25 protein-coding genes are annotated in these 20,844 nt (G+C 54.4%); 8 read left to right on the forward strand and 17 right to left on the reverse strand.

Annotated features, from left to right (window positions below; translation table 11 throughout):
* Positions 1-55: 55 nt before the first annotated feature.
* The 6 genes from JNK62_04410 to JNK62_04435 form a co-directional block, all read right to left on the reverse strand.
* Positions 56-3,118 carry a type I restriction endonuclease subunit R gene (locus JNK62_04410; GenBank protein ID MBL8158748.1) on the reverse strand — a complete coding sequence of 1,021 codons (3,063 nt, stop codon included), beginning with the start codon at positions 3,116-3,118 and terminating at the stop codon, positions 56-58.
* Positions 3,108-4,316 carry a restriction endonuclease subunit S gene (locus tag JNK62_04415; GenBank protein ID MBL8158749.1) on the reverse strand — a complete coding sequence of 403 codons (1,209 nt, stop codon included), beginning with the start codon at positions 4,314-4,316 and terminating at the stop codon, positions 3,108-3,110. Before JNK62_04415 ends, JNK62_04410 begins: the two co-directional genes overlap by 11 nt.
* Before the next feature lie 2 nt (positions 4,317-4,318).
* Positions 4,319-5,902: a type I restriction-modification system subunit M gene (locus tag JNK62_04420; protein ID MBL8158750.1), complete on the reverse strand. Its 1,584-nt coding sequence runs from the start codon at positions 5,900-5,902 to the stop codon at positions 4,319-4,321.
* Positions 5,903-6,264: 362 nt separating this feature from the next.
* Positions 6,265-6,750, reverse strand: coding sequence for an NYN domain-containing protein (locus JNK62_04425; GenBank protein ID MBL8158751.1), 486 nt, complete (start codon positions 6,748-6,750; stop codon positions 6,265-6,267).
* Positions 6,751-6,851: 101 nt separating this feature from the next.
* Positions 6,852-7,430: a hypothetical protein gene (locus tag JNK62_04430; GenBank protein ID MBL8158752.1), complete on the reverse strand. Its 579-nt coding sequence runs from the start codon at positions 7,428-7,430 to the stop codon at positions 6,852-6,854.
* A 64-nt stretch (positions 7,431-7,494) separates the two neighbouring features.
* On the reverse strand, positions 7,495-7,767 hold the full coding sequence (locus tag JNK62_04435) for a hypothetical protein (protein MBL8158753.1): 273 nt from the start codon (positions 7,765-7,767) through the stop codon (positions 7,495-7,497).
* 123 nt (positions 7,768-7,890) lie between these two features.
* Here JNK62_04435 and JNK62_04440 point away from each other — a divergent pair, with 123 nt between their 5' ends.
* Positions 7,891-8,418, forward strand: coding sequence for a hypothetical protein (locus JNK62_04440; GenBank protein MBL8158754.1), 528 nt, complete (start codon positions 7,891-7,893; stop codon positions 8,416-8,418).
* 36 nt (positions 8,419-8,454) lie between these two features.
* Here the strand turns inward: JNK62_04440 and JNK62_04445 are convergent, their stop codons facing one another.
* Together JNK62_04445 and JNK62_04450 are read right to left on the reverse strand one after the other, a co-directional pair.
* The gene (locus JNK62_04445; protein ID MBL8158755.1) at positions 8,455-8,865 is read right to left on the reverse strand and encodes an SRPBCC domain-containing protein; all 411 of its coding nucleotides are present in this window, start codon (positions 8,863-8,865) and stop codon (positions 8,455-8,457) included.
* A gap of 9 nt (positions 8,866-8,874) precedes the next feature.
* Positions 8,875-9,549 carry a hypothetical protein gene (locus JNK62_04450; GenBank protein MBL8158756.1) on the reverse strand — a complete coding sequence of 225 codons (675 nt, stop codon included), beginning with the start codon at positions 9,547-9,549 and terminating at the stop codon, positions 8,875-8,877.
* A gap of 95 nt (positions 9,550-9,644) precedes the next feature.
* Here JNK62_04450 and JNK62_04455 point away from each other — a divergent pair, with 95 nt between their 5' ends.
* Together JNK62_04455 and JNK62_04460 are read left to right on the forward strand one after the other, a co-directional pair.
* The gene (locus tag JNK62_04455; protein ID MBL8158757.1) at positions 9,645-10,001 is read left to right on the forward strand and encodes a hypothetical protein; all 357 of its coding nucleotides are present in this window, start codon (positions 9,645-9,647) and stop codon (positions 9,999-10,001) included.
* A gap of 98 nt (positions 10,002-10,099) precedes the next feature.
* The gene (locus JNK62_04460) at positions 10,100-10,459 is read left to right on the forward strand and encodes a hypothetical protein (GenBank protein MBL8158758.1); all 360 of its coding nucleotides are present in this window, start codon (positions 10,100-10,102) and stop codon (positions 10,457-10,459) included.
* Positions 10,460-10,492: 33 nt separating this feature from the next.
* Here the strand turns inward: JNK62_04460 and JNK62_04465 are convergent, their stop codons facing one another.
* Positions 10,493-10,822 (reverse strand): helix-turn-helix transcriptional regulator, encoded by a 330-nt coding sequence (locus JNK62_04465; protein MBL8158759.1) that lies wholly within the window; start codon positions 10,820-10,822, stop codon positions 10,493-10,495.
* Between the two features lie 122 nt (positions 10,823-10,944).
* On the opposite strand from JNK62_04465, the gene JNK62_04470 reads away from it, so the two are divergent.
* On the forward strand, positions 10,945-11,562 hold the full coding sequence (locus JNK62_04470; GenBank protein MBL8158760.1) for a lactate utilization protein: 618 nt from the start codon (positions 10,945-10,947) through the stop codon (positions 11,560-11,562).
* On the opposite strand, the gene JNK62_04475 is transcribed toward JNK62_04470, so the two are convergent.
* The 4 genes from JNK62_04475 to JNK62_04490 form a co-directional block, all read right to left on the reverse strand.
* Positions 11,551-12,288: a hypothetical protein gene (locus JNK62_04475; protein MBL8158761.1), complete on the reverse strand. Its 738-nt coding sequence runs from the start codon at positions 12,286-12,288 to the stop codon at positions 11,551-11,553. The two genes, JNK62_04470 and JNK62_04475, sit on opposite strands and share 12 nt — an antisense overlap.
* Positions 12,285-12,851 (reverse strand): sigma-70 family RNA polymerase sigma factor, encoded by a 567-nt coding sequence (locus JNK62_04480; GenBank protein ID MBL8158762.1) that lies wholly within the window; start codon positions 12,849-12,851, stop codon positions 12,285-12,287. The genes JNK62_04475 and JNK62_04480 overlap by 4 nt, the downstream gene beginning before the upstream one ends.
* Positions 12,852-12,943: 92 nt before the next feature.
* Positions 12,944-13,588: a hypothetical protein gene (locus JNK62_04485; GenBank protein ID MBL8158763.1), complete on the reverse strand. Its 645-nt coding sequence runs from the start codon at positions 13,586-13,588 to the stop codon at positions 12,944-12,946.
* A gap of 70 nt (positions 13,589-13,658) precedes the next feature.
* On the reverse strand, positions 13,659-15,011 hold the full coding sequence (locus JNK62_04490; GenBank protein MBL8158764.1) for a hypothetical protein: 1,353 nt from the start codon (positions 15,009-15,011) through the stop codon (positions 13,659-13,661).
* A 128-nt stretch (positions 15,012-15,139) separates the two neighbouring features.
* On the opposite strand from JNK62_04490, the gene JNK62_04495 reads away from it, so the two are divergent.
* The 3 genes from JNK62_04495 to JNK62_04505 all read left to right on the forward strand — a co-directional run bounded on the left by JNK62_04495 (position 15,140) and on the right by JNK62_04505 (position 17,361).
* Positions 15,140-15,373 (forward strand): hypothetical protein, encoded by a 234-nt coding sequence (locus JNK62_04495; protein ID MBL8158765.1) that lies wholly within the window; start codon positions 15,140-15,142, stop codon positions 15,371-15,373.
* 112 nt (positions 15,374-15,485) lie between these two features.
* Positions 15,486-16,106, forward strand: coding sequence for a DUF4189 domain-containing protein (locus tag JNK62_04500; protein ID MBL8158766.1), 621 nt, complete (start codon positions 15,486-15,488; stop codon positions 16,104-16,106).
* 289 nt (positions 16,107-16,395) lie between these two features.
* On the forward strand, positions 16,396-17,361 hold the full coding sequence (locus JNK62_04505) for a hypothetical protein (protein ID MBL8158767.1): 966 nt from the start codon (positions 16,396-16,398) through the stop codon (positions 17,359-17,361).
* A 40-nt stretch (positions 17,362-17,401) separates the two neighbouring features.
* Here JNK62_04505 and JNK62_04510 read toward each other — a convergent pair whose 3' ends face one another.
* Positions 17,402-18,085 (reverse strand): RNA pseudouridine synthase, encoded by a 684-nt coding sequence (locus JNK62_04510; GenBank protein ID MBL8158768.1) that lies wholly within the window; start codon positions 18,083-18,085, stop codon positions 17,402-17,404.
* Positions 18,086-18,184: 99 nt separating this feature from the next.
* Here JNK62_04510 and JNK62_04515 point away from each other — a divergent pair, with 99 nt between their 5' ends.
* Positions 18,185-18,460: a hypothetical protein gene (locus tag JNK62_04515; GenBank protein MBL8158769.1), complete on the forward strand. Its 276-nt coding sequence runs from the start codon at positions 18,185-18,187 to the stop codon at positions 18,458-18,460.
* A gap of 371 nt (positions 18,461-18,831) precedes the next feature.
* On the opposite strand, the gene JNK62_04520 is transcribed toward JNK62_04515, so the two are convergent.
* The 3 genes from JNK62_04520 to JNK62_04530 are packed head-to-tail and all read right to left on the reverse strand — an operon-like array spanning position 18,832 to position 20,805.
* The gene (locus JNK62_04520; protein MBL8158770.1) at positions 18,832-19,128 is read right to left on the reverse strand and encodes a hypothetical protein; all 297 of its coding nucleotides are present in this window, start codon (positions 19,126-19,128) and stop codon (positions 18,832-18,834) included.
* 57 nt (positions 19,129-19,185) lie between these two features.
* On the reverse strand, positions 19,186-20,148 hold the full coding sequence (gene obgE, locus JNK62_04525) for a GTPase ObgE (GenBank protein MBL8158771.1): 963 nt from the start codon (positions 20,146-20,148) through the stop codon (positions 19,186-19,188).
* Positions 20,149-20,199: 51 nt separating this feature from the next.
* A complete protein-coding gene (locus tag JNK62_04530; protein MBL8158772.1) occupies positions 20,200-20,805 on the reverse strand; it encodes a hypothetical protein in 606 nt (201 codons plus the stop codon).
* Positions 20,806-20,844: the final 39 nt, after the last annotated feature.

The following is a 20,844-nucleotide window of genomic DNA, read 5'->3' on the forward strand; positions in this document are numbered from 1 at the left end:
TCAGATTGCGGCAATAAACCTGCCAATTTTTCCGCTCAGTTGCAAATATAGAACCTTAACGTCGAAGTATTGAACCTTCAGAAATGCCAATGAATCTCTCGAAGAAGCTCGTCAATTTATTCAAGACACTATCACGTTTCCGCGAGCGCTCTCCACTTGGGGAGAAGCGAGAAACTGGTGGCAGCACCTTTGTGAGTGCTGTCCCCGTTATGGCGACTGCGCCGTCGCGAAAGGCATTTTGAACGAAATTATAGGTGGCATCAGGATCCAGATTTTCATCCTTGATGATTTGGTCCAATTCTTCCACTTTCTTTTCCTCCACATACTTCTGCCAATCCTCGTCCACGACCGAATTCGCATCGAGCGATGAAATGAATTTGTTGATGAGGTCTTTCTTGTTGCGCAATTCAACGCTCGAATCGATTGCCTTGTTGATGTCAATCAAGAGCTCTTTGTTCTTAGTATGGTCTTCGTGGTACTTCTTGATGAGGGCAAGGATGTAATCGATATTGATCTCGATCTGCTTAATGAGCTCCATCTCAAACACCAGATCGTCGTTGATGTTCTCTTTCTCCTTGTCGATGCTGGTACGGAACTCGTTGTACAGATCAATGTACATGCTGTGGTAGTCCTGCAGATCTCGCGCAGAAAGTATTTCGTTTCCCGTGAACTGGTCGAAGGTCACCAAGATATTGCGCAACCGCAATACAGCGCCGTACAGCTTTATGAAGTCCTTTTGGCTCTGTTCACCCATAATGCGCTCGCCCACAGGAAACTTTTCCAGAAGTTCGTCTACCAAGCTCTTGTAGCCCCGCACCTCCTTGTTACGTTCCGTGTAGCCGTTGTAGTAGTCCTCGTATGCTTTGAGAAGCACGATGCCGCTCGCTTCCTTGTCTCCGAAAAGAGCGATTGCTTCGTTGGTAGCTTTCTCTAAATTGCGGAAGCAGACGATATTGCCGAAGGTCTTCACGCTGTTAAGGATGCGATTCGTACGGGAATATGCCTGCAGTAGCCCGTGGAGTCGGAGATTCTTGTCCACCCACAGCGTGTTGAGTGTGGTGGCATCAAAACCGGTCAGAAACATATTGACCACAATGAGAATATCAATCTCGCGACTCTTTACGCGCTCACTCACGTCTTTATAGTAGTTTTGGAACTTATCTGACGAAGTATCGTACGATGTGCCGAACATCGCATTGTAGTCGGCGATAGCACTCTCTAAGAACTCACGCGAACTAGCATCAAGTCCGCTAGTGTCTTCCGAGTTTTCATCAACCATCCCGTCGGCATCCTCGTCGTTGACGCCAAAACTGAAGATTGTGGCGACCTTCAATTTTTTGTCACTGGGAACGTCCGCGAGCTGTTTTTTGAACTCGGCATAATACTTCTTTGCGACATCAATGGAAGACACCGCGAATATTGAATTGAAACCGGCAAGGCGTCTGTCTTTCAGCTTGTAAAAGCTATTGCGCTTTGTCTTTTGGTCGAAGTGTTCGCGTATATAACGCACGATATTCTCGAGTCGTTCAGGCGAAGCGAGAGCTGCCTCACGATCTATACCGCTCACTTGCTTGTCCTCGATGTCTTCCGCTTCGCGGATTGTGGAGACGTAATCAACCTTGAAGGGCAACACGTTCTTGTCCGCAATCGCGTCCACAATCGTATACGTATGGAGCTTGGTGCCGAATGCCTGCTCGGTGGTCTTTAGGTCTGGACGACCACCAGACGAGGCGTTTGCGGCAAATATTGGCGTACCCGTGAAGCCAAATAGGTGGTAGTTATTAAATGCCTTGGTGATAGCGGCATGCATGTCGCCGAACTGCGAACGATGACACTCATCAAAAATAAGCGCTACATGCCCATCAAATATGGTGTGTCCGCTGTTGCGCGCTATGAAGCGGTCGAGCTTTTGGATGGTGGTAACGATGATGCGAGCCTTAGAGTCTTCAAGCTGCTTTTTCAATATTGATGTCGAGGTGTTGCTGTTCGCCGCTCCTTTCTCAAACTTGTCATACTCACGCATTGTCTGATAGTCGAGATCCTTGCGGTCTACGATGAAAAGGACCTTGTCGATGTACGACAATTTGCTGGCAAGTTGTGCTGCCTTGAAGCTGGTGAGCGTTTTACCCGATCCAGTGGTATGCCAGATGTATCCACCTGCCTCTACCGTGCCTAGCTTTTTATAGTTGGTACTTACCTCGATGCGGTTCAAAATGCGCTCTGTAGCCACTATTTGATACGGGCGCATAACCAGCAGTTGGTGGTCGGTCGTGAACACGCAATAGCGTGTGAGGACATTGAGGAGCGTATGCTTGGCAAAAAACGTCTTAGCAAAGTCCATGAGGTCAGCAATCGGCTTGTTGGTCGCATCTGCCCACCAACTGGTAAACTCAAAGCTGCTGCTCGAACGCTTACCACGCTTTGCTGCGCCTTCGTTTGCTTCCTTGATATGCTGCCAGCGAGTCGTATTGCTGTAATACTTCGTATGCGTGCCATTCGAGATAACAAAAAGCTGGATGTATTCATAAAGCCCCGAAGCCGCCCAGAAGCTCTCGCGCTGATAGCGATTAATTTGGTTGAATGCTTCTTGAATAGCCACCCCACGACGTTTGAGTTCAATGTGGACTAACGGCAAGCCGTTCACGAGGATGGTCACGTCATAGCGATTCGCGCGCGCACCATCCTCGGTCGCGTACTGATTTATGACCTGTAACGTGTTGTCATGCACGTTGTCTTTACGGAGTAGGTAGATGTTCTTTGTGGAGCCATCATCCCGTGTGAGATTTTTTATGTAGTCCTCTTGAATGGTTGCTGTCTTTTCTTCAATGCTCTGGTTAGGGTTGGCTATTTCACCCTTAAAGAACCGTTCCCACTCCTTGTCGGTAAAGATGTAATCGTTGAGCTTCTCAAGCTGGGTGCGGAGGTTTGCAATGAGGTCGTCTTCGCTTGTGATGGGGAGGCAACCATAGGCCTGGGATTCGAGCTGCTCGATAAACGCACGTTCAAGCTCCGCTTCGCTCTGATAGTGTTCCGCGCGGTTCTTGTCCGGCGTGTATTCAGCTACGACGGTGCTCTGCGCGTTCTCGGCAACTAAATTGTATTTGTTATTAACTGACATATTCGGGGAAGGTTAAGAGCTTGCCTCGATAGTATTCGTACTGTTTGCGCCGTGCCGAGATTTCCGCCGGGAGACCTTCGGATTTGTCATTCACAAGCGCATCAAACTTGTCCAGAATTGACACAATATGTTCTTGCTCTTCCTCTGACGGAACTGGTACGGGTATCTTGTTGAGGTTTGTTTTGTTGAGCTTTGGTTGTGCTCCTCCGCTGACATAAGATCGTAAATCGATAGAATTCAAATAGATCTCAATCAGACGTCGCATTGCATAACTCTCAAACTTAAGAACATGAGCGTGGTTATTGACCCAGGTCTTTCCTGAAATCGAAAAAGCGATTGGCGTCGTTCTTGCAAGAAGATTGGCTCCATCTTCTGAAACAAGTAAGTAGTCACCCTCAAATATGTAGTCGCTAACATAGTCAACAATGCCGGACGCCCCATAGTAAGGAACGTTTCCAGCCGTCCGTGCTGATCGCGTGACTGGTTTACGCTTTGAGTCTAAGTTGATGGAAATTCTATCGAGCGTCGTCCATCTTACTCTCTCACTCTCGTTAAACGTCAAGAGCTCAGAACGATAATGCTCGTATTGCTTCCCTCTCGCTTCTAACTCTGCTTCTAACTCTGCTTCTAACTCTGTAAAAGCATCGAGGATGCTTGCAATCTCCTGCTGGATTTCAAGTGGCGGAACGGGAATTTTGATTGATGCCAATGTTGCCATTCGTACTCCTTTAAGCGTACTGCCGACCGATTGACTTTGATACTGGTCCTTTGCGATGTCTGAACCAAGGATATACATCAAATACCTTGGCAATATTGTTTCTTGCTTGGGTTTTATGATGAAGACACTTTCACTGCAATTCCAGTTGTTTGTCGGAATATCTGCCAATGCAACTTTTCCAATAGTTCCAATACCAGAAAACAGCACGTCGTTCAATTCCAAGTCAGAGCGGTTCTGAATTATTCTTACAGCTTCATCATTAATCTTATCTGTCTTGTCACTGAACTGAACCTTACCAGAAGTAATCTCCTTGACCGTTACATAAAAATTGGTTGCGTCGGGCGTATTCAATCTGAAATTCTGGCGCGGATTCAATCCTGTCTTAATTGATTTTGTGATAACTCCCAACTCCCTAAACTCCACACCTTTCGAGCATTTTTCAGCAATCAACTTTTCAATTTGACTCTGGTGTTTGGTCATGGTTATTTTTTACCTTCAATATCAGCAACGATAGCGTCGATAGCGTTACGGAGTTCGTTTTGGCGAGCGACAATGTTCGCAATACTCTCGTTCAGCTCCTTGATATCAACTACCTCACGAGTGTCTTTTCCGTCCACATAGCTTGAGACCGAGATATTGTAGTCGTTCTCCGCAATATCATTGTTGTTCACCAGCGCGGCAAAGTGCTCAACGTCTTCTCGGTCAATAAAGGCATCGAGGATCTTTTTGCGATTTGTTTCGCTGAGTTTGTTCTTATTGCCACTGCGAACGAACTCGGTCGATGCGTCAATGAAAAACGTCTTATTGTCTTTCTTACTCTTTTTCAGAACAATTACGCAGGTCGCAATAGTTGTGCCGAAGAAGAGATCCGGCGGCAGCTGGATTACAGAGTCGATGTAGTTGTTGTCTATGAGATACTTGCGGATCTTCTGCTCTGCACCACCGCGATAGAGCACGCCAGGGAACTCGACGATGGCTGCCGTGCCGTTCGTCGCAAGCCACGAGAGCATGTGCATTGTGAATGCGAGATCCGCTTTGCTCTTAGGCGCGAGTACACCTGCCGGAGAGAAACGGGGGTCGTTGATGAGAATGGGATTAGCGTCACCCTCCCATCGGATTGAGTAGGGAGGGTTCGATACGATGGCCTCAAATGGCTCATCGTCCCAGTGCTTAGGGTCTGTGAGAGTATCACCATGCGCGATATTGAACTTCTCGTAGTTGATATCGTGCAAGAACATGTTGATGCGGCATAGATTGAACGTGGTGAGATTGATTTCCTGTCCGAAAAACCCCTGACGTACTTTGTCTTTACTCAGTACCTTGGCGAATTTGAGCAACAGCGAACCGGAGCCGCACGCAGGGTCATACACTTTATTGACTTCCTTTTTGCCTACCGTAGTTATCTCTGCCAGTAGCTCGCTTACTTCCTGTGGCGTAAAGAACTCGCCGCCGGACTTACCGGCGTTGGAGGCGTACATGGTCATGAGGAACTCGTATGCATCGCCGAAAGCATCTATTGAGTTGTCGGCATAGTCGCCAAAGCGCAAACCCCCTATTGCCTCAAGGAGCTTTGCGAGCTTCTGATTGCGTCTTTCTACGGTGTTGCCCAGCTTGCCGGAGTTAACGTCGAGGTCGTCGAAAAGTCCCTTGAGGTCATCCTCGCTATCTGCGCCCTTCGCGGAGCTCTCTATGTTGTTGAAGACGCGCTCAAGTGTTTCGTTGAGGTTCGCGTCATTCCGAGCGTTTTTTGTGACGTTTACGAACAGCTCGCTTGGCAGTATGTAAAAACCTTTCTCTTTTACCGTATCGGCGCGACCAAATTCAGCTTGTTTATCTGAAAGTGATGCGTAATCAAAATCCTTTTTTCCAGCACGCTGCTCCTCTTCATTGATGTAGCTCTCGAGGTTCTCGCTAATGAAGCGATAGAAGAGCATTCCAAGCACGTACTGCTTAAAATCCCACCCGTCCACACTGCCACGAAGATCGTTGGCAATCTGCCAAATGGCACGATGCAATTCTGACCGCTCTTGGTCTTTCGTGACTGCTGAACCTTGTTTGTTCACCATATAGTCGATCTTGATCATTCTAACGCACAAGACTGATTCCCCACCCCAGAATGCTGAGAAAAAGAACCCAGCTGAGAAATTGCACAAAATGCCCATATGCCCCATGTACAACAGCACTCGCCAAGCGCCACAACGGATATAGCAAAAAGAAAGCTGCCCTCAGAACTGCATTGAGCAAATATTCCCACCATCGCTGTCTGTACATTGGGGAATCCTACGCCCAAAATGAAGAAACGCCACTGCTTGTGGGCTTGTGCACACCCCTTGAATTCACTTGATTTTAACGAGGCGCTCGGTTATAATACATGCAAGATCACCACGGAAAACGCCCTTCAAGGCTCGTCCTTGCGGGGTTTTTTCTTTCAGCCCCGCTTGGTATATTCGAGTTTCTTACGCAAATCTGACACAAAGGCCAGATAACCCGAATCGAACTTCTTAAGCAAAGCAGAATATTTTGCTTGGTTCGGGATAAGTAATTTCTCAAACTTCTGCTGCTTGACCAGGTAGTCGACAAGACAATAAAAATCCCCGTCGCCAGTGACGATGACCGCTTTAGAATACTCATCACGATCGATCATTGCCTGTAGCACAAGCTCTGCGTCACAATTACCCTTTGTAGTCCCGTCCTTATAACGTAATGTGGGTTTGAAAATGAGAATATAGCCCTTCTCTTGTAGCGATTTATACAAGTCGGCATGTTTCTCGACAAAACCGATGAAAAGATATGCCTTTTCGACCTTATATTTGTCCTTCAAATACCGTCGGAACCTCAACCAATCAATCTTCCACCCAAGACCCTGGACGGCAAGATTGAGGTTCTGACTGTCGATAAAGGCGTAATTCGCCATACGAATTAATCCTACGCTCAAAATGAAGAAAATCCACTGTTTTCAGGCTAAAGCCCGAGCCAAGACTTGGCTAAAATGGCGCCATTTTAGCCAAGGGCGCCCTAAACTAGCTCGTAGACTGTCCCCGCACGGATTCCTGACCTTTTGAGCTTTCCTTCGCGCACGAGCTGGCTTAGGTAGTTAGTCGCAGTCGCATCGCTCACCCGGAGCAGCTTTTCGACGTCGTCGTTTTTGATGGAGCGCTTGGCTTTGGCGAGGACAATGATTTTCTCCAATTTGGCTCGCTTTCGGAACTGCACTTTCTCGAGGGCGGCGTAGAGGCGATCTTTGATGTTTACCCCGTAGGATGCCGCGGGAGCGGCTATCGTATCGGGGGTGATTGCTGTCGGATTGGTTGGCGGTGAGACAGGGTCGGGCCCCTGTCGCAAGGCCGGACCAGCTTGGCTGGGAGGCGGGGTCGCGGAAAATCGTTCCGACGATTTATCTGTGACCGGGTTAGACGGCGGCCGTGAGGGTTGCGGCACTTCTGGTGCGGGAGTTTCCACCGGTGGGATTTCGGGAGATGGCTGGACAGCTTCGGGAACGGGAGGCGGCGGCGAAGCCGCCGCCGGGCTCTCGACAACAGGCGCGGTCGAAGTCGGAGTCTCTACGCTTACGCCTGCATCCGCGACGTCGCTCATATATGGATTATACGCCTCATATAAAAAACCGCCGCAGATATTCTCTGCGACGGGGAAAGAGCGGTTAGGCTAGTTTCGCGCGATGGATGGCTTCGGCGAGCTTCGGATCAGCCTCGTTGCAGATGCTGTCGAAGTAATTGTTCTGCACCATGTTCTGATGCTGGTGCAAAACGACCTGCTGTGCGAAATGGACGCTGTTTGCGTGTTCGCAGCTACGGCAAAGCCATGGCCCGAGCGCGACGCCGTTGCGAACGGACTTCGCGACCTGGCTTTCCTCGACCGGTTTACTACATTCGTCGCATCGAGGATCAGGAACGGGAACAAAGTAATCAGCCATAACAACCTCCTGTTTTCCTGGAGCATCCTATCTTCAAATAGAATAAAAGCCACCCCCGCATTGCTCCCGTGTGGTAGCTGTGGTTTAGTGCCCCCAGCCTGAACCTTAGGAAAGGATGAGGACATGGGCTGGTTTCCATTATTCCTACGTCGTAGCGCGCTCGGGAGCATCTGCGGACATCCGACGAAGCTCAAAGGAACGCTCTCGGCATTCGGCGAGACCATCAAGATGAAGATCAATCTGAGGGAGGACGGCTCGACGCCGTACTGCCTCGATTGCCTCGCGAAGATGTCCATCCGGTGCGGATGGTGCGGCAAGCCGATATTCATCGCCGACGTCGTCACGCTCTACTCGCCGACAACCACCGAGGAGTTCAATGCCCGATGGAAGGAGGATCTTCCCTTCACGCTCGTCGAGGATGCCGCGACCGGATTACGGCTGCCGGAGACGGCCGTCGTGTATCAACCGACACAGGGTCGCACGCGACCAACGATCGTCGGGTGCGGGCGCACCAGCTGTGCCGAGAGCGGCGCCGATTACGCCGGCACTTGGCTTCCGGGGAAATTCGGCAAGGGATACGCGCAACGTATCCGGACGCCGTATGAGCAATTGCTCAACGCCGAAGCCGGGACGATCACGAACGTACGATAAGGCATGCGGCCGCGCTCCAGCGCGGCCGCTTCTTTTTTACAAACTTTCAGCGAGCGTCTTGAAGTTATTTAAAATCGCCTGCCAGCCACCGATCTGGAATTCGTGCGGATTCTCGCTCTCCGGATCAAAGGAAACGCGGACATGGGTGCTATTGCCGAGCTCTTCAAACACGACCAGCGCTTTGCGGCCGTCGCTCATGGTGTACGCGATGCGCTCCGGCGCAACAACTTCGTCATACACACCGGTGAAATCAAAGCCCTCGGAGCCATCCTTGGCTTCCATGCGGGTGAGGAACTTCCCTCCTTCTTTAAGATCATTCTCGGCGCGCGGCGCGTGCCAGGTATCGTCAGCATGCGCCCACTTCGTGATGAACTTCGGATTCGTGTAGGCCTCCCACACCTTCTCGCGCTCGTTATTCACGATCGCTTCTACCGTAAGCTGCGCCATAGTGCGATCTTACTGCTTCACGAGCGACTGGCGGATCGAGTCGAATTCGCCGAGAAGCGCTGGCATATTGAACTCACGCACCGTGCCTTCTGGGTAATTGCCGATCGCCGTCGAATGGATGTGGTAGCGCACCGCGGTGCACGGCTTGCTGCCCGTGAGGGCGAAGACGTACTCGTCGTAGCGATTGCCTGCACCGGCATCGCTCGAAGTCGCGACGGAGTACGAAACGGCACCATCAGTGACCGGTACCGCCTTCACGTTGGCCGCAAGGAAGATGTCTCCCGTGCATGCATTCGCGCGCGGAAGCTGTTCGACGGAAATAAAGCTATCGGCGGAGAGATTCGTACCCGTGGCAACCTGCGCCGGAATGGTGAACTTCACGCCGAGGATCGGCTTGGTCGGCGAGACCGAGGTGTTGGCGAATTTGTCATCGACGGTGTAGCCCTGCGGATACTTGATCGAGATACCCATGGTCGTAGAAGCGAATTCACCGCGCTCGTCGGTGACGACGGGAGCCTGTTCTACCGGCGCGGGAGCCGGTTCTTCCGCGGGAGCACTGTTGGAAATCGCCTTCCAGGCGAGGAAACCGCCCACTACTAATACAAGAAGGATGGCACCGGCGGCGATCGGCGACATGTTGCGGCCGCGGCGCGGGTTGCGTTCCTGTCCGAATTCATCTGGCATGGCTTCAGTATCTCACTCCCACTCCGGGCCGCAACCCTTTTGAGTCTTGACGCTTCATCTCGGCGTTGTACGCTAGCCGGAGAAAGGAGACGAACATGAATCGTTCTGAGTGCCGTAAGGCGATTATCGCGCATCTGCCGGTAGGAAGCTGGATGCGCGCGACCGAACTGCGTGCGTATATCGCGCACGAACTCGATACCGACGACGTGCCGCTCTCGATCTTTTCCCTGATGAACGACCGTGCCCGGCTCGCCGCGCTCGATGTCCCGTCGATCTGGAAGATCTGGCGGGAATTGCGGCGGATGCAGAAGGAAGGGCTCGTAGTATCGCGCCGGACCACCCGTTACCGGCTGAATCTGCCGGTGGGATACGTGCGGGAATGGAAGCTCCAGCGCGTCTGCCAGAAGCGGATGGTGCTCGAGACGCCGCCGCGCTACTCGGTCGTCCAATGAATACTGCCCGCCGTCGAAGACGGCGGGCATTTCTTTTTCATTTGACAATCACCCGTCGCACCCTACTCTTGGCAGAGGACTTTGAGAAAGGACATCCGATGTCAGAAGCCGAAGTTCTTGAGAGCGAGTTGGAGAGATTCATCCTGCCGCATCTTCACCGGTTCCGCTCGACCACTATCGCAGAATTGCGGCAATGGATGGCGGAATGCAGGAAAAGCTGTAACACGTGGCCGCTGTCGGCCTCCATCGTCGAGAAGCTTTTCGGCGAAGACGCCGCCCTCGCGTGGGTCGGCATCCCGAGCGAAGATCATCTGCAGAAAGCACTCGACACGCTGCGCGATCGCGGCGAAGTCGAGAAGATCAGCGGTTCGTGGCGGCTCACCCGGATCGGCGCGCTCATGCGCCGGCTCGAACAGGTCGAACACGAGATGGATGAATGCAAGCCGCCGACTCGATAGCCACCGCCCGCCGTCTTCGACGGCGGGCTTTTTTTAGAGATACTGCTTCGCGTATTCGATCATCGCCTTCTCGATGATGCGCAACCCTGCGCCTTTTTCGGTGGCTTCATACACCCCTTCGTCTGACTTCGCGATAAGCCCGCGTTTCTTGAGCGTGTCTAATTTGAGGGTCAGCGTGCGCGAGGAGATGCCGTTGAGCCACTTTTCAAGCTCGGAAAAGCGCTTCGGACCCTCCGTGAGAGAGCGCATGATGAGCATCGTCCAGGTATCCGAGAGGATCTCGGCGACTTTCGTCGTGGGACAATCGCTGCGCGAGGTGCTGCAATCGTCGGCGCGCTTTTTCATCGGGGCTTTCGTCGTCATGGAGAGAATATAGCACGTCGAAGGTGCTTTACAAAGTACAGTAAATGACGCCGAACGCGATATACACTTTACATTGTAAAGCATACGCGCATACTTACCTTCTATCACTAACCCTACGCACCATGGATTATGCAACGCTCGCCTCTGAGGCAACTATCACGAAGACGGCTGAGAACATCACGCCGCGAAATTTCATCCCTCATGTCGTCGCCGATCGCGCGGCAGCACTTACCCTCATCAAGGAACTGATCCCTCAGGGTGCATCGGTGCAGACCGGCACCTCGCGCACGCTCGAGGAGATCGGCTTCATCGATTATTTGAAAGACGGTGAACATGGATGGGACAATCTCAAGGGTACAGTCGCCAACGAGAAGGACCCTGCTACGCAGACAAGGCTTCGCAAGGAAGCGACGATGAGCGATTTCTACCTCGGCAGCGCACACGCACTCACGGAAGACGGCGAGATCTACATCGCCTCGAATACCGGCAGCCAGCTGCCGAATGTGGTCTTCAACTCCCCGAACGTCATTCTGGTGATTGGCGCACAAAAGATTGTCCCCGACAGGGCGCATGCCTTTGACCGCATCGAGAAACACGTCGTCCCGCTTGAAGACGAGCGCATGATGCAGGCGATGAACGCCCATACCCAGTGGTCCAAGACCTTCGTCTTCAGCAAGGAGCCGGCCTTCAACCAGCGCCAGATCCACGTCGTGATCGTGAAGGAAAAGCTAGGGTTCTAGCTCCATCATTTCCGGCATCGGTCCGCGCGGCGGGCCACCTCCTTCTTTGCGCACCCCGAACGCTTCAATGACGCCGTCATCTTCCCTGCCAGCAATGAATACGATGTCTCCCACCCTGAGGCCCGTGGTCGTCGCGCGGCGATCATCCATTGGCAGAATGATTTCGAGGGTCGTCGTCGCGTTGCGGGTATCTTCGACGGTAATCACGTTTCCCTCGATAGCCAGGATAGTGCAGCGACAGATCCCGCTTCCGCGCGGATGCGGCCGATGCGCATCATCATAGAATCCGCGCATCGGCGGCGGCAGGTGTTCGCGACGCTCCTGGAGCGCCTCATTGAATTGGGCACGGTCGAGCACGAATCCGAAGGCGAGTGATGCTACCAGAAGCACCGCAAGCAGGTGGAGTATCGGCACACGATAGCCGAAGCGGAAGTATCGCAAGAGCCACTGCAATACGGCGATGAACGCGATATCCAGGATCAAGAGCAACCACGGGAAGAAGGTAAGGAACGCACGTACGCCCTGCGGCCCGAATGAGAGTAGCGCCGTCTCGTTGCCGATGCGGATCGAGAAGAATATGAAATTGAAGATGAATACCGTGACCGCGACGATCGCGACCGACACCACGGCGAGAGCGGCGACTTTGAGCGAGAAATATACACGCGGCGTCATCCCCACGTTGCCCGCATGGATCTCTTTGAGAAGCCTGTCTTTTAGATCGCTCATATGATGTCTCGTAGCGGTTCTCGTAATGCCTCCCGCAATGCCTCCTTCGCGCGGCGCATGCGGATTCCCACCGTTCCCATCGGGATCTGCAGCACATCCGCCATGTCCTTGTAGGACAGCTCTTCGTAGTAATGCAGCACCAATACCTCGCGGTACTTCGGGCTCAACTTCTCCAGTCCGGTATCAATCATAGCGCGTATTTCCTTCAATTCGCGTTCCGTCTCCGCCGATTCGTCGACCACGTGATGTGCAAGAAATGTATCGAAATCGATATCAACTGGGCCATGCTGATTCTTTCGCAGATGATTAGCAAATGCATTGTGTGCGATGCGATATATCCACGGAGAGAATCGTAGTGACGCATCGAAGCCCTGGATACTGCGGTAGACACTGATGAAGACATCTTGGACGACGTCGGTGATGTCGTCGGCGCGTGCGATGAATTTGGTGCCATAACGGTGCAATTTCTTCTCGTAGCGGTCGACCAACTCGCCGAACGCGTCGATATCCCCGCGCTGCACGCGGATCGCTATCTCTTCGTCGGTGAGGGGTGTCTGGTCCACCACGCTATAGTACACGCGAACCTTCATTTTTCTTTCACCTATCTTTCAAAGGGAAAAGCCCCCGATCGGGGGCTTTTCGCATGAGAGAACCCTTACTGTTGTGCCGGTGGCTCCGGAAGATCATCCATGATCTGTGTCGCCGTCACCGAATTGCCCGAGACCGTTCCCTGGACGCCGATGCGATCCCCGACCGCGATGTCTGAGATGCTGCCCGCAACCATTTTCTGGACCGTCGCGCTACCGGCGTTCACCGTGTAGCTCTGGCCGTCCTTGCCCGTCACCGTGATGGTATTCCCATCGACCGCCGTGACCTGGCCCATGACGCCATGTCCGCGCCCGCCTGGGCCGCCGAAGCCATGTCCGCCTTTCGGCATGCCACTCATGACTTTCGTCGCGGTGAGTGTCGTGCCATCAAGCGTGCCTTCTGCCATCACATGACCGCCGACCGTGACGCTCGAGATGTCCGACGAAGCGCCATCTTTTATGAACGTCGCACCGCTGGCATCAATGGTGTAGGTGCCGCCTTTGCGCATATCGTTCACCGTGATCGTGGTGCCACTCACCGCCGTGACCTCGCCGCCGACGTGCGGCGTCGATTCATCGAACATGTGGCGTTCCTGATTCGTGTTGGTAGAAGTGTCGGCGGAAACCATGCCGACGTATCCCGCGATACCGCCACCGAGGAGCATGAGACCGCCAAGGATGGGGAGCGTGATGAATTTCTGAGAGTTCGTCATAATCGAATGTACTAGTTTTCTAATGTGGAGGCGTCCCCCGCACGTATCTAGTACACCCCTTCTCGCCGGTTTATTTCACCTGAGCCACCGCCGGCAAGACGATGACGAACGTCGTCCCCGCGCCAAGGATCGATTCGACGCGGATGGTGCCGTTGTGGGCTTTCAGTGCCTCCTTGGTGAGGAAAAGGCCGAGACCCGTCCCCTCCTTCTTGGAAGCCGCAGCGGCAGCAGTGCGCTCGTATCCCTTGAAAATGCGTTCCTGATCCTCCTTCGCAATGCCGTTGCCTTGATCACTGATGCTGATCTCGTGCATGCCGTCTTTGAGCATGTACGCCACCAAGACGCGGGTGTTCTCTTTCGTGTATTTCACCGCGTTGACGATGATATTGAAGAGGATCTGGCGCAGGTACTCCTGATTCGCATGCACCGTGATGCCTTCGTGGAGCTGTGCATCCATTTCCAGCCGCACGTTGCGCGCGGCGGCCGTGAGCGCGAGATCGTCGAAAACCTCCTTCACTGCCTTGCGCAGCGGCACTTCATCGCGGCGCAGTTCATTCGCCTTCCCTTCGAGCGCATTCACCGAGAGGAAGTTGGAGATGCGGTAGATGAGATCGACGGTGTTCGCGTAGGATTTGAGCACCATCCCTTTCTCTTCTTCCGGTATCGGATTCTTCGAGGTGAGGACGCTGCCGAGCGCCCAACGGATGCCGGTGAGCGGCGAGCGGATCTCATGCGAGGCGATGGCGAGGAATTCCCCCTTCTTGCGGACGTATTTCAATTCCTGCTCACGCGTATACCACGCGAAGCCGATGAGGAGCGCGATGAGGAACGAGACGATGAACGGGATGCTCGCGTAGAAGAGCGCATTGCGCAGATATTCGTCGGCCGGCACATCGACGCCCAAGAGCCCGACCACCTGCCCGTACTGATCATAGATAGGCGCCGAGCCCGAGACCCACGTGCCCCAGCGATCGGTGGTCTGTTCCGAGTAACTCTTCCCCGTCTGGAAGACGCGATGCATCATCTCCGACGCTTCGTCGTAGGTCTGTCCGGGCGGCGAGTAATCCTCCGAATCGGAACGTTCGGAATCCATATAGAAGAAGAGCATGCCGTCCGGCCGCTGCCCGACGATATAGATGAACCGCACATCAGGGTTCGCGAGGCGCACCAGCTGGAGCGTGGCCTTCATCGCGCGATAGCGCGTGTCGTAGAGATCCGCTTCGGTTCCGCTCAATTGCTTCAGGTTCTCGTAATCCACCATGAGCGCGATGGTGTTGGTGCGATCAAGGATGTGCTTCTGGAGGTTCTGATCGACGCGTTCATACACGTAGAAGCCGCCGGCCGCGCCGATGATAAGCAGCACCGCCATGATAGAGAGGTAGGGCAGGAACGGCATCGTGCGGACGTTCGAGGGCGTCATCATTACGGGAAGTATAGCGCCGCTTCATGCACGCCAGCCGGGTTATCAAGGCATGCCTTCGCACATCTCGTTGACTTTTCCTCGTGAGACGTTTTAATACGCAGCGACTGCAACAACCGAAAGGAACGACTGTGACAGTCAGAACGATTCCGCTTCCCTTACCTCCCCTGAAGAAAGGTCTTCGCTATCGGCTTTCAAAGCCGGTACAGTCGAGCTTCAAGTGGTACAAGGAAGTGATCTACGACGGACGGGTCGACGGTCGCGATGCCATGTGGGTACGCGGCACACCTGATAGCGGCGGGCCGGAGAACCGGATTCTCCTGTTCGGCCCGCAGATCAAGGACATCGAATTCCATCCCGTTTGAACGCGGCCGCCCCGGAAACAACTGTTTCCGCGGGCGGTTTTTTCTCATACTTTGACACTTTTCTATTACAATGGCATTTTAATGCCAGCTTGATCTTGCAAAGGAGGTAGGCATGCATCGGCTGTTCCTGCTGGCGCTTATCGTCAGCACACTTTCAGTAACCCCTGCGCAGAGTGTGAATCTTCACCGCAAGCATGGTCCGGGTTGGGATTGTTCCTACATCACGACGGGAACACCCTACAAGGAAGCATGCCTCGCGTGCGAAGCACAGGGCAAGCAATTCGACCAACGAGGAGATGGCGGCATCTGCGTCGGCGGAGGTACTCCGAATTTCCCATCGCCCCGCGATGCGGATTACGGAAAGCGGGAGAGTCCCCGCCAACCGCAGTACTCGAGTCCGCAACGGCAAACCACGAAAAAAAGACTCTGGGGTGCGATAGCGGGATCAGTCGATCGCCAAACAAACGGCGGCGTCAGATACTCGATTGCTTCCTCGTTAAACTACAACTCGGAATCTGAAGCTTCTGCAGCAGCACTACAAGGCTGCCGGAGCAAAGGCGGCAAGAACTGCGAAGTCTCTACGTTCAACAACGGTTGCGCGTACATCGCCGGCGGCACTTCCAATACGGGTGCCGGGTATGGTGGTTCCAGCACTCGTGCAGCAGCAATATCCAAGTGCCAAAGCCAAGGACTTTCGTGCAGCGATGTAGTCGGTGGCTGTGTAAACCAGTGACAGAGGCCCCGCGGAACTATTCCGCGGGGTTTTTATTTTGAAAACCCCTTGGGCATCGGAGCGGTGTATTTGACGCGCCATGCGAAGGCGGAGCGCTACGGCAGGACCACATTCTGGACACCGATCGACTACGTCGTTGATTTCGATTCCGAAGAAGAGGTCGAGATTATCGAGGAATGAGCGGCCGGAAGCGAAAGCTTCCGGCCGCTTCTTTTTCGCGGGTTTGACATATGGTGTGGAAATGTTTTAATCCATCCGGACTGAGAACCTTAACTGGAAAGGCACAACGATGGAAAATCAGAAGTCATCTCGATGGCTGACGACGTTCCTCATCCTCATGGCGAAGTCCAAATACATCGCCGTCGCCGCGAAGACGGTCAAGATGATGAAGGTCGCGAAGCCGTTGGTGACGGTGATAACGGTACTCCTCTCCGTACTCGCGTACGGCTGGGCGTATGGCTCGTGGTATTTCGCCGCGGGTCTCGTCATCATGATCCTGATCCACGAGTTCGGGCATGTCATCGCGATCCGACAGCAGGGTCTGCCGCCGGCACCGATGGTCTTCATCCCCTTCTTGGGCGCGGCGATCTTCGTCCCGCCCCTGAAGACGCGACACACCGAAGCGGTCGTCGGCATCGGCGGCCCCCTCTTGGGGACCGCGGGAGCCGTCGCCGCGTTCGCGCTCTGGGCGATTCTCCCGGGCGAAAACCCGATGCTGCTTTTGACGAGCTACGTCGGCATGGTGCTGAATCTGTTCAATATGATCCCCCTCAGTCCGTTGGATGGAGGAAGGATCACGCAGATCTGCGGACCATGGTTCAAAGCGGTGGGCTTTATCGCTCTCTTCGCGTTCACCCTGATGGCGGCGCAGCCTGCGCTGCTTCTCATCTGGATCCTGGTCTTGGATGGATTCGATCGCATGCCCGGGCATACACGCCCGATCATCGCTTCGATCCTTCTCGTGACCATGAGCGGACTGATGCTCGCCGGATTCGGCCACCAGCCGTGGTGGCTGGACTGCATCGATATCGTGCTTGCTCTTTCGTTCACCGCCGGATTCTACTTCCGTGCGCGAAACCCCGGGCTGTTCACGCCTCAGACCTATGAGGATGAACGCACGATAACGTCGCAGGACAGAACGCGATGGGCTGCGGCATGGATCGCCTTGGTGATCTTCCTCAGCGGCATGATGGCGGTTCAGATACCGTTCATGCCGAAGGAGATCAAGCAATCGATCGAAGCCAGTGAGCAGTGACTCCATGAAGCCCCGGATTCAACCCCGGGGCTTCTTCTTTTTATCCAAACACTGCGGGCGGCGGCGCTTCGAACATCAGGCGCACCCCGGATGGCAACGTGAGTGCAATCGAATGCGCATGCAGCATGACGCGATCGAATCCATGCGTCGGCATTCCGGCGCCGTAGATACTGTCTCCCACGATCGGGTGGCCGATGTGCGCGAAGTGCACACGCAGCTGATGCGTGCGTCCGGTACGCGGCATGGCTTCGATGAGCGTCATGCCGTCACGCACTTCAAGTGATTTCCAATCCGTAATCGCCGCTCGCTTCGAATCAGGCGGGCACTCCTTCGCAAACCACTTTTTAGGATTCCCTCCTTTATCTATCTCTGCACTGATGCGTCCCTCGCCCTCGAGTTTTCCGTGCACCAGCGCGAGATACTTCTTCTCGACCCTGCGCGCCCTGAATTCAGCCCGCAGGTATTCCCACGCCTCCTCTGTCTTCGCAACGATCATAACCCCCGAAGTAGTCCGATCCAATCGATGTACAATTCCCGGCCGCGGGATCGATTCGCCCTGCGGCGAGAGCCACGGCTCGCCCACGTCTTTGAGCTGCGGCCATCGTTCAAGCAACCAATCGACGAGCGTCGGCTCGTCGGTGCGCCCATCGGAATGAACGATCAGGCCCGCCGGTTTATCCAGCGCGATCAGCAATTCATTCTCCTCGATGATGCGCGGTTCCATGACCTGAGCATATACAAAGATGCCGTCGAACGCGATGCGAGGCGTTCTTGACGCTCAACCAGGAGAGGCGCATCATTGTGCCCAGAAAGGCAGGTGCCCATGGATACGATCATGCTGTTCGCGATACTTGCGCCGGACGAGACCCCGGACGAAGCGGTTCCTCTGTGCGTGTATTCAGAAGTGCTCTGGAATTGGATACCGAAGGAGAGGACGCTGACCTGGATTCCGGAAATCCGTGAGTTCGTACGGGTCGCATCGCTTCGCTATCCGCGAGGAGACTACGGCCCCGAAGCCCCGTTGGCGGAAATCGAATTCTTCGTGACCGCCGCTCAGATACGGGAACTCGCGACGATCGAGAACTGGGAAATAGGCTGAATGCCCGCCGGTGCAAACCGGCGGGCGATTTTTCGTAAAAAACAAGGCCGCAGCAAGCTGCGGCCTTTCGAGCATAGAAACGTGTTGACGCTAGTCTTCGTCCCTCCGCCGACGCTGTTGGCTGGCGTGATGTACGGCATAGCCGTCATCATCGTCATCTGAACGGACCTTGATGCACGGTAGCATCACCGGCTCATCCATTCCCTGTTGCATCTGCGGTGCCGAAAGATCAGACTTCCCTTCATGCTGCATGAATTCCTCCCTGAATGCAGCCTCACGTCAAACGCCACGAGCATACTCTGCCCGTCCGAGCCCGTCAATCAAGCTATCCCCGGTGCATGAATCCTGCATGAGCACAAAAAAGGCGGGCCCTACGGGCCCGCCATGGTTATCATCCTCCACACCTGGATCACGCTCTCCGTAACGCCGATGTTGTACGCCAACACCAGACTGATGACGGTCGCGAAGAATCCCGCGGCCAGACCCTGCATCGGATCATTGGTCACGAAGGCGATGAGGAAACCGAGTGCGTAGAGGTTGAACGCCACCAGCGCCAGCTGACCATTGATGGTCTCCAGACATCCGGCTTCGATCTTCGGCATGTCGACGTAGACAAGGATCGCCGCAGCGAACATCGCCGAGACGATCACGCGTGAGTAACTTGCCATTACACCCTCCAAAAGAACGAGACGGCCATTCTGCCTGCCCCGAAGGCCTGCGTCAAACTACTTCCCGTCCTTGATCGCATTGAGTATCTTTTTCACTTCCTCCATCTTCGCGTCATCGATGACCGAAATCGCGATCACGTTTGTGTTCTTTTTCTTGAGCTTCTTCAGCTGATCCTTGAGATCCGCTTCGGAGACCATGTCCATCTTCGAGAGGAAGAGCTGCTCCGGCTTATCCAGAAGCTCGGGATTGAACGCTTCGAGTTCTTTGCGGACGATGTCGTAGTCGCGCACCACATCATCGCTCTCCGCGGATACGAGATGGAAGATGCTCTTGGTGCGCTCGATGTGGCGGAGGAACTTGTCTCCCAACCCTTTTCCTTCCGAAGCGCCTTCGATAAGCCCCGGCACGTCGGCAAGAATCAAACCGTAGTAGGCACCGAGGTGCGGCTCGAGCGTGGTGAACGCGTAATTGCCGATCTTCGAGTGCGCGCCGGTGAGTGCATTGAGGAGCGATGATTTCCCCGCATTCGGCAAGCCGATGAGTCCCACATCCGCGATCATCTTCAATTCCAAGCGGAATTCGAAGCTCTCGCCGGGCTTTCCTTCCTCCATGTTCATCGGCGTGGTGTTCGTCGATGCGCGGAAGTGGAAATTACCGCGACCGCGGTAGCCGCCGTGCGCCACGAGGTGCTGCTCGCCCTCCTTCGTGATCTCAAACGATTCACCGGTCTCCAGCTTGGTCACAACGGTTCCCGTCGGCACCTTCAAGATGAGATCTTCGCCACGCTTGCCGTCGAGAAGACGCGTCGAGCCGATGCCGCCGTCTTCCGCCTTGAACTCCTTGTTGTAGCGGAATTGCAGAAGCGCCGAGATATCGTTCACCCCTTCGAGGATGACGTCACCGCCGGGGCCGCCATTGCCGCCGGTGGGGCCGGTATTCCCCTTGGTGCGGTTGAAGCCGACGATCCCGCCACCGCCTTCCCCGCCCGTGAGGCGCACTGTTACGTCATCAATAAGCATGCGCCGATACTAGCACATATCCTCCAAGAATACGCAAGTCCGGGTCGGAGCTTAGAACTGGCTGTCGTACGTGTTCTCGATGCAGAGGCGACGCACGGAAACCTTCGTACCCTCTTCCGCGAGCTCGTAGTATTCGCGCGGCGTGTTGAACCAGAGGCGCTTCTTCTCGAAGTCCATACCCGCGACGTCGGTGAGCGACGGGACGTTACCGACCGGATTCGTCACGAAGAGCGACGATTCCACGCTGTAGCGCAGGCCCGTCTCGCTCGGGATGCCGTAGGCCATGATGTTGCCGGTCACCGCATCCACGATCGCGTGGCGCTTACAATTCTCACCGCATTCCCAATCAACCATGACGAAATGCCCCGCGAAATTCGGCCCCTTCGCGACCGCCTCATCGATGATCTGCTTCGACTGGATGGCCATCGGCCATTTCTCGGATTCGTAGTTCACCGCGGCGATCGGGCCGGTGTACGCCTCCTTTGCTTTCGCGGTTTCCGGATTCGCCTTCTCCCATTCGGAGATCATGTACTGGCAGGAATTGATTTCCGGCTTGGTCTGGACGTAATAGAGGAACGCGCCCTCCGCGAGGACGACAAGCGAGACCGCAAAGAGCAACAGTTTCGCGCCTTTCGAGAGTTCAAAGAAGTTATGCATGCAGAGTACTATGCCGCTTCTTCCGAAGCGGCACAAGTT

Source organism: bacterium (assembly GCA_016789445.1).
Taxonomy (GTDB): Bacteria; Patescibacteriota; Minisyncoccia; order Phycocordibacterales; family UBA2100; genus UBA10103.

What these genes read in the sequence shown, in the direction of transcription:
- JNK62_04505 (MBL8158767.1), top strand. Translation starts at nt 16,396, where the DNA reads ATGGAAAATCAGAAGTCATCTCGATGGCTGACGACGTTCCTCATCCTC.
- JNK62_04450 (MBL8158756.1), bottom strand. Translation starts at nt 9,549, where the DNA reads ATGCCAGATGAATTCGGACAGGAACGCAACCCGCGCCGCGGCCGCAAC.
- JNK62_04520 (MBL8158770.1), bottom strand. Translation starts at nt 19,128, where the DNA reads ATGGCAAGTTACTCACGCGTGATCGTCTCGGCGATGTTCGCTGCGGCG.
- JNK62_04420 (MBL8158750.1), bottom strand. Translation starts at nt 5,902, where the DNA reads ATGGTGAACAAACAAGGTTCAGCAGTCACGAAAGACCAAGAGCGGTCA.
- JNK62_04415 (MBL8158749.1), bottom strand. Translation starts at nt 4,316, where the DNA reads ATGACCAAACACCAGAGTCAAATTGAAAAGTTGATTGCTGAAAAATGC.
- JNK62_04530 (MBL8158772.1), bottom strand. Translation starts at nt 20,805, where the DNA reads ATGCATAACTTCTTTGAACTCTCGAAAGGCGCGAAACTGTTGCTCTTT.
- JNK62_04445 (MBL8158755.1), bottom strand. Translation starts at nt 8,865, where the DNA reads ATGGCGCAGCTTACGGTAGAAGCGATCGTGAATAACGAGCGCGAGAAG.
- JNK62_04485 (MBL8158763.1), bottom strand. Translation starts at nt 13,588, where the DNA reads ATGACGAACTCTCAGAAATTCATCACGCTCCCCATCCTTGGCGGTCTC.
- JNK62_04410 (MBL8158748.1), bottom strand. Translation starts at nt 3,118, where the DNA reads ATGTCAGTTAATAACAAATACAATTTAGTTGCCGAGAACGCGCAGAGC.
- JNK62_04470 (MBL8158760.1), top strand. Translation starts at nt 10,945, where the DNA reads ATGGATTATGCAACGCTCGCCTCTGAGGCAACTATCACGAAGACGGCT.
- JNK62_04440 (MBL8158754.1), top strand. Translation starts at nt 7,891, where the DNA reads ATGGGCTGGTTTCCATTATTCCTACGTCGTAGCGCGCTCGGGAGCATC.
- JNK62_04515 (MBL8158769.1), top strand. Translation starts at nt 18,185, where the DNA reads ATGGATACGATCATGCTGTTCGCGATACTTGCGCCGGACGAGACCCCG.
- JNK62_04425 (MBL8158751.1), bottom strand. Translation starts at nt 6,750, where the DNA reads ATGGCGAATTACGCCTTTATCGACAGTCAGAACCTCAATCTTGCCGTC.
- JNK62_04475 (MBL8158761.1), bottom strand. Translation starts at nt 12,288, where the DNA reads ATGAGCGATCTAAAAGACAGGCTTCTCAAAGAGATCCATGCGGGCAAC.
- JNK62_04490 (MBL8158764.1), bottom strand. Translation starts at nt 15,011, where the DNA reads ATGATGACGCCCTCGAACGTCCGCACGATGCCGTTCCTGCCCTACCTC.
- JNK62_04455 (MBL8158757.1), top strand. Translation starts at nt 9,645, where the DNA reads ATGAATCGTTCTGAGTGCCGTAAGGCGATTATCGCGCATCTGCCGGTA.
- obgE (MBL8158771.1), bottom strand. Translation starts at nt 20,148, where the DNA reads ATGCTTATTGATGACGTAACAGTGCGCCTCACGGGCGGGGAAGGCGGT.
- JNK62_04465 (MBL8158759.1), bottom strand. Translation starts at nt 10,822, where the DNA reads ATGACGACGAAAGCCCCGATGAAAAAGCGCGCCGACGATTGCAGCACC.
- JNK62_04500 (MBL8158766.1), top strand. Translation starts at nt 15,486, where the DNA reads ATGCATCGGCTGTTCCTGCTGGCGCTTATCGTCAGCACACTTTCAGTA.
- JNK62_04460 (MBL8158758.1), top strand. Translation starts at nt 10,100, where the DNA reads ATGTCAGAAGCCGAAGTTCTTGAGAGCGAGTTGGAGAGATTCATCCTG.
- JNK62_04510 (MBL8158768.1), bottom strand. Translation starts at nt 18,085, where the DNA reads ATGGAACCGCGCATCATCGAGGAGAATGAATTGCTGATCGCGCTGGAT.
- JNK62_04430 (MBL8158752.1), bottom strand. Translation starts at nt 7,430, where the DNA reads ATGAGCGACGTCGCGGATGCAGGCGTAAGCGTAGAGACTCCGACTTCG.
- JNK62_04435 (MBL8158753.1), bottom strand. Translation starts at nt 7,767, where the DNA reads ATGGCTGATTACTTTGTTCCCGTTCCTGATCCTCGATGCGACGAATGT.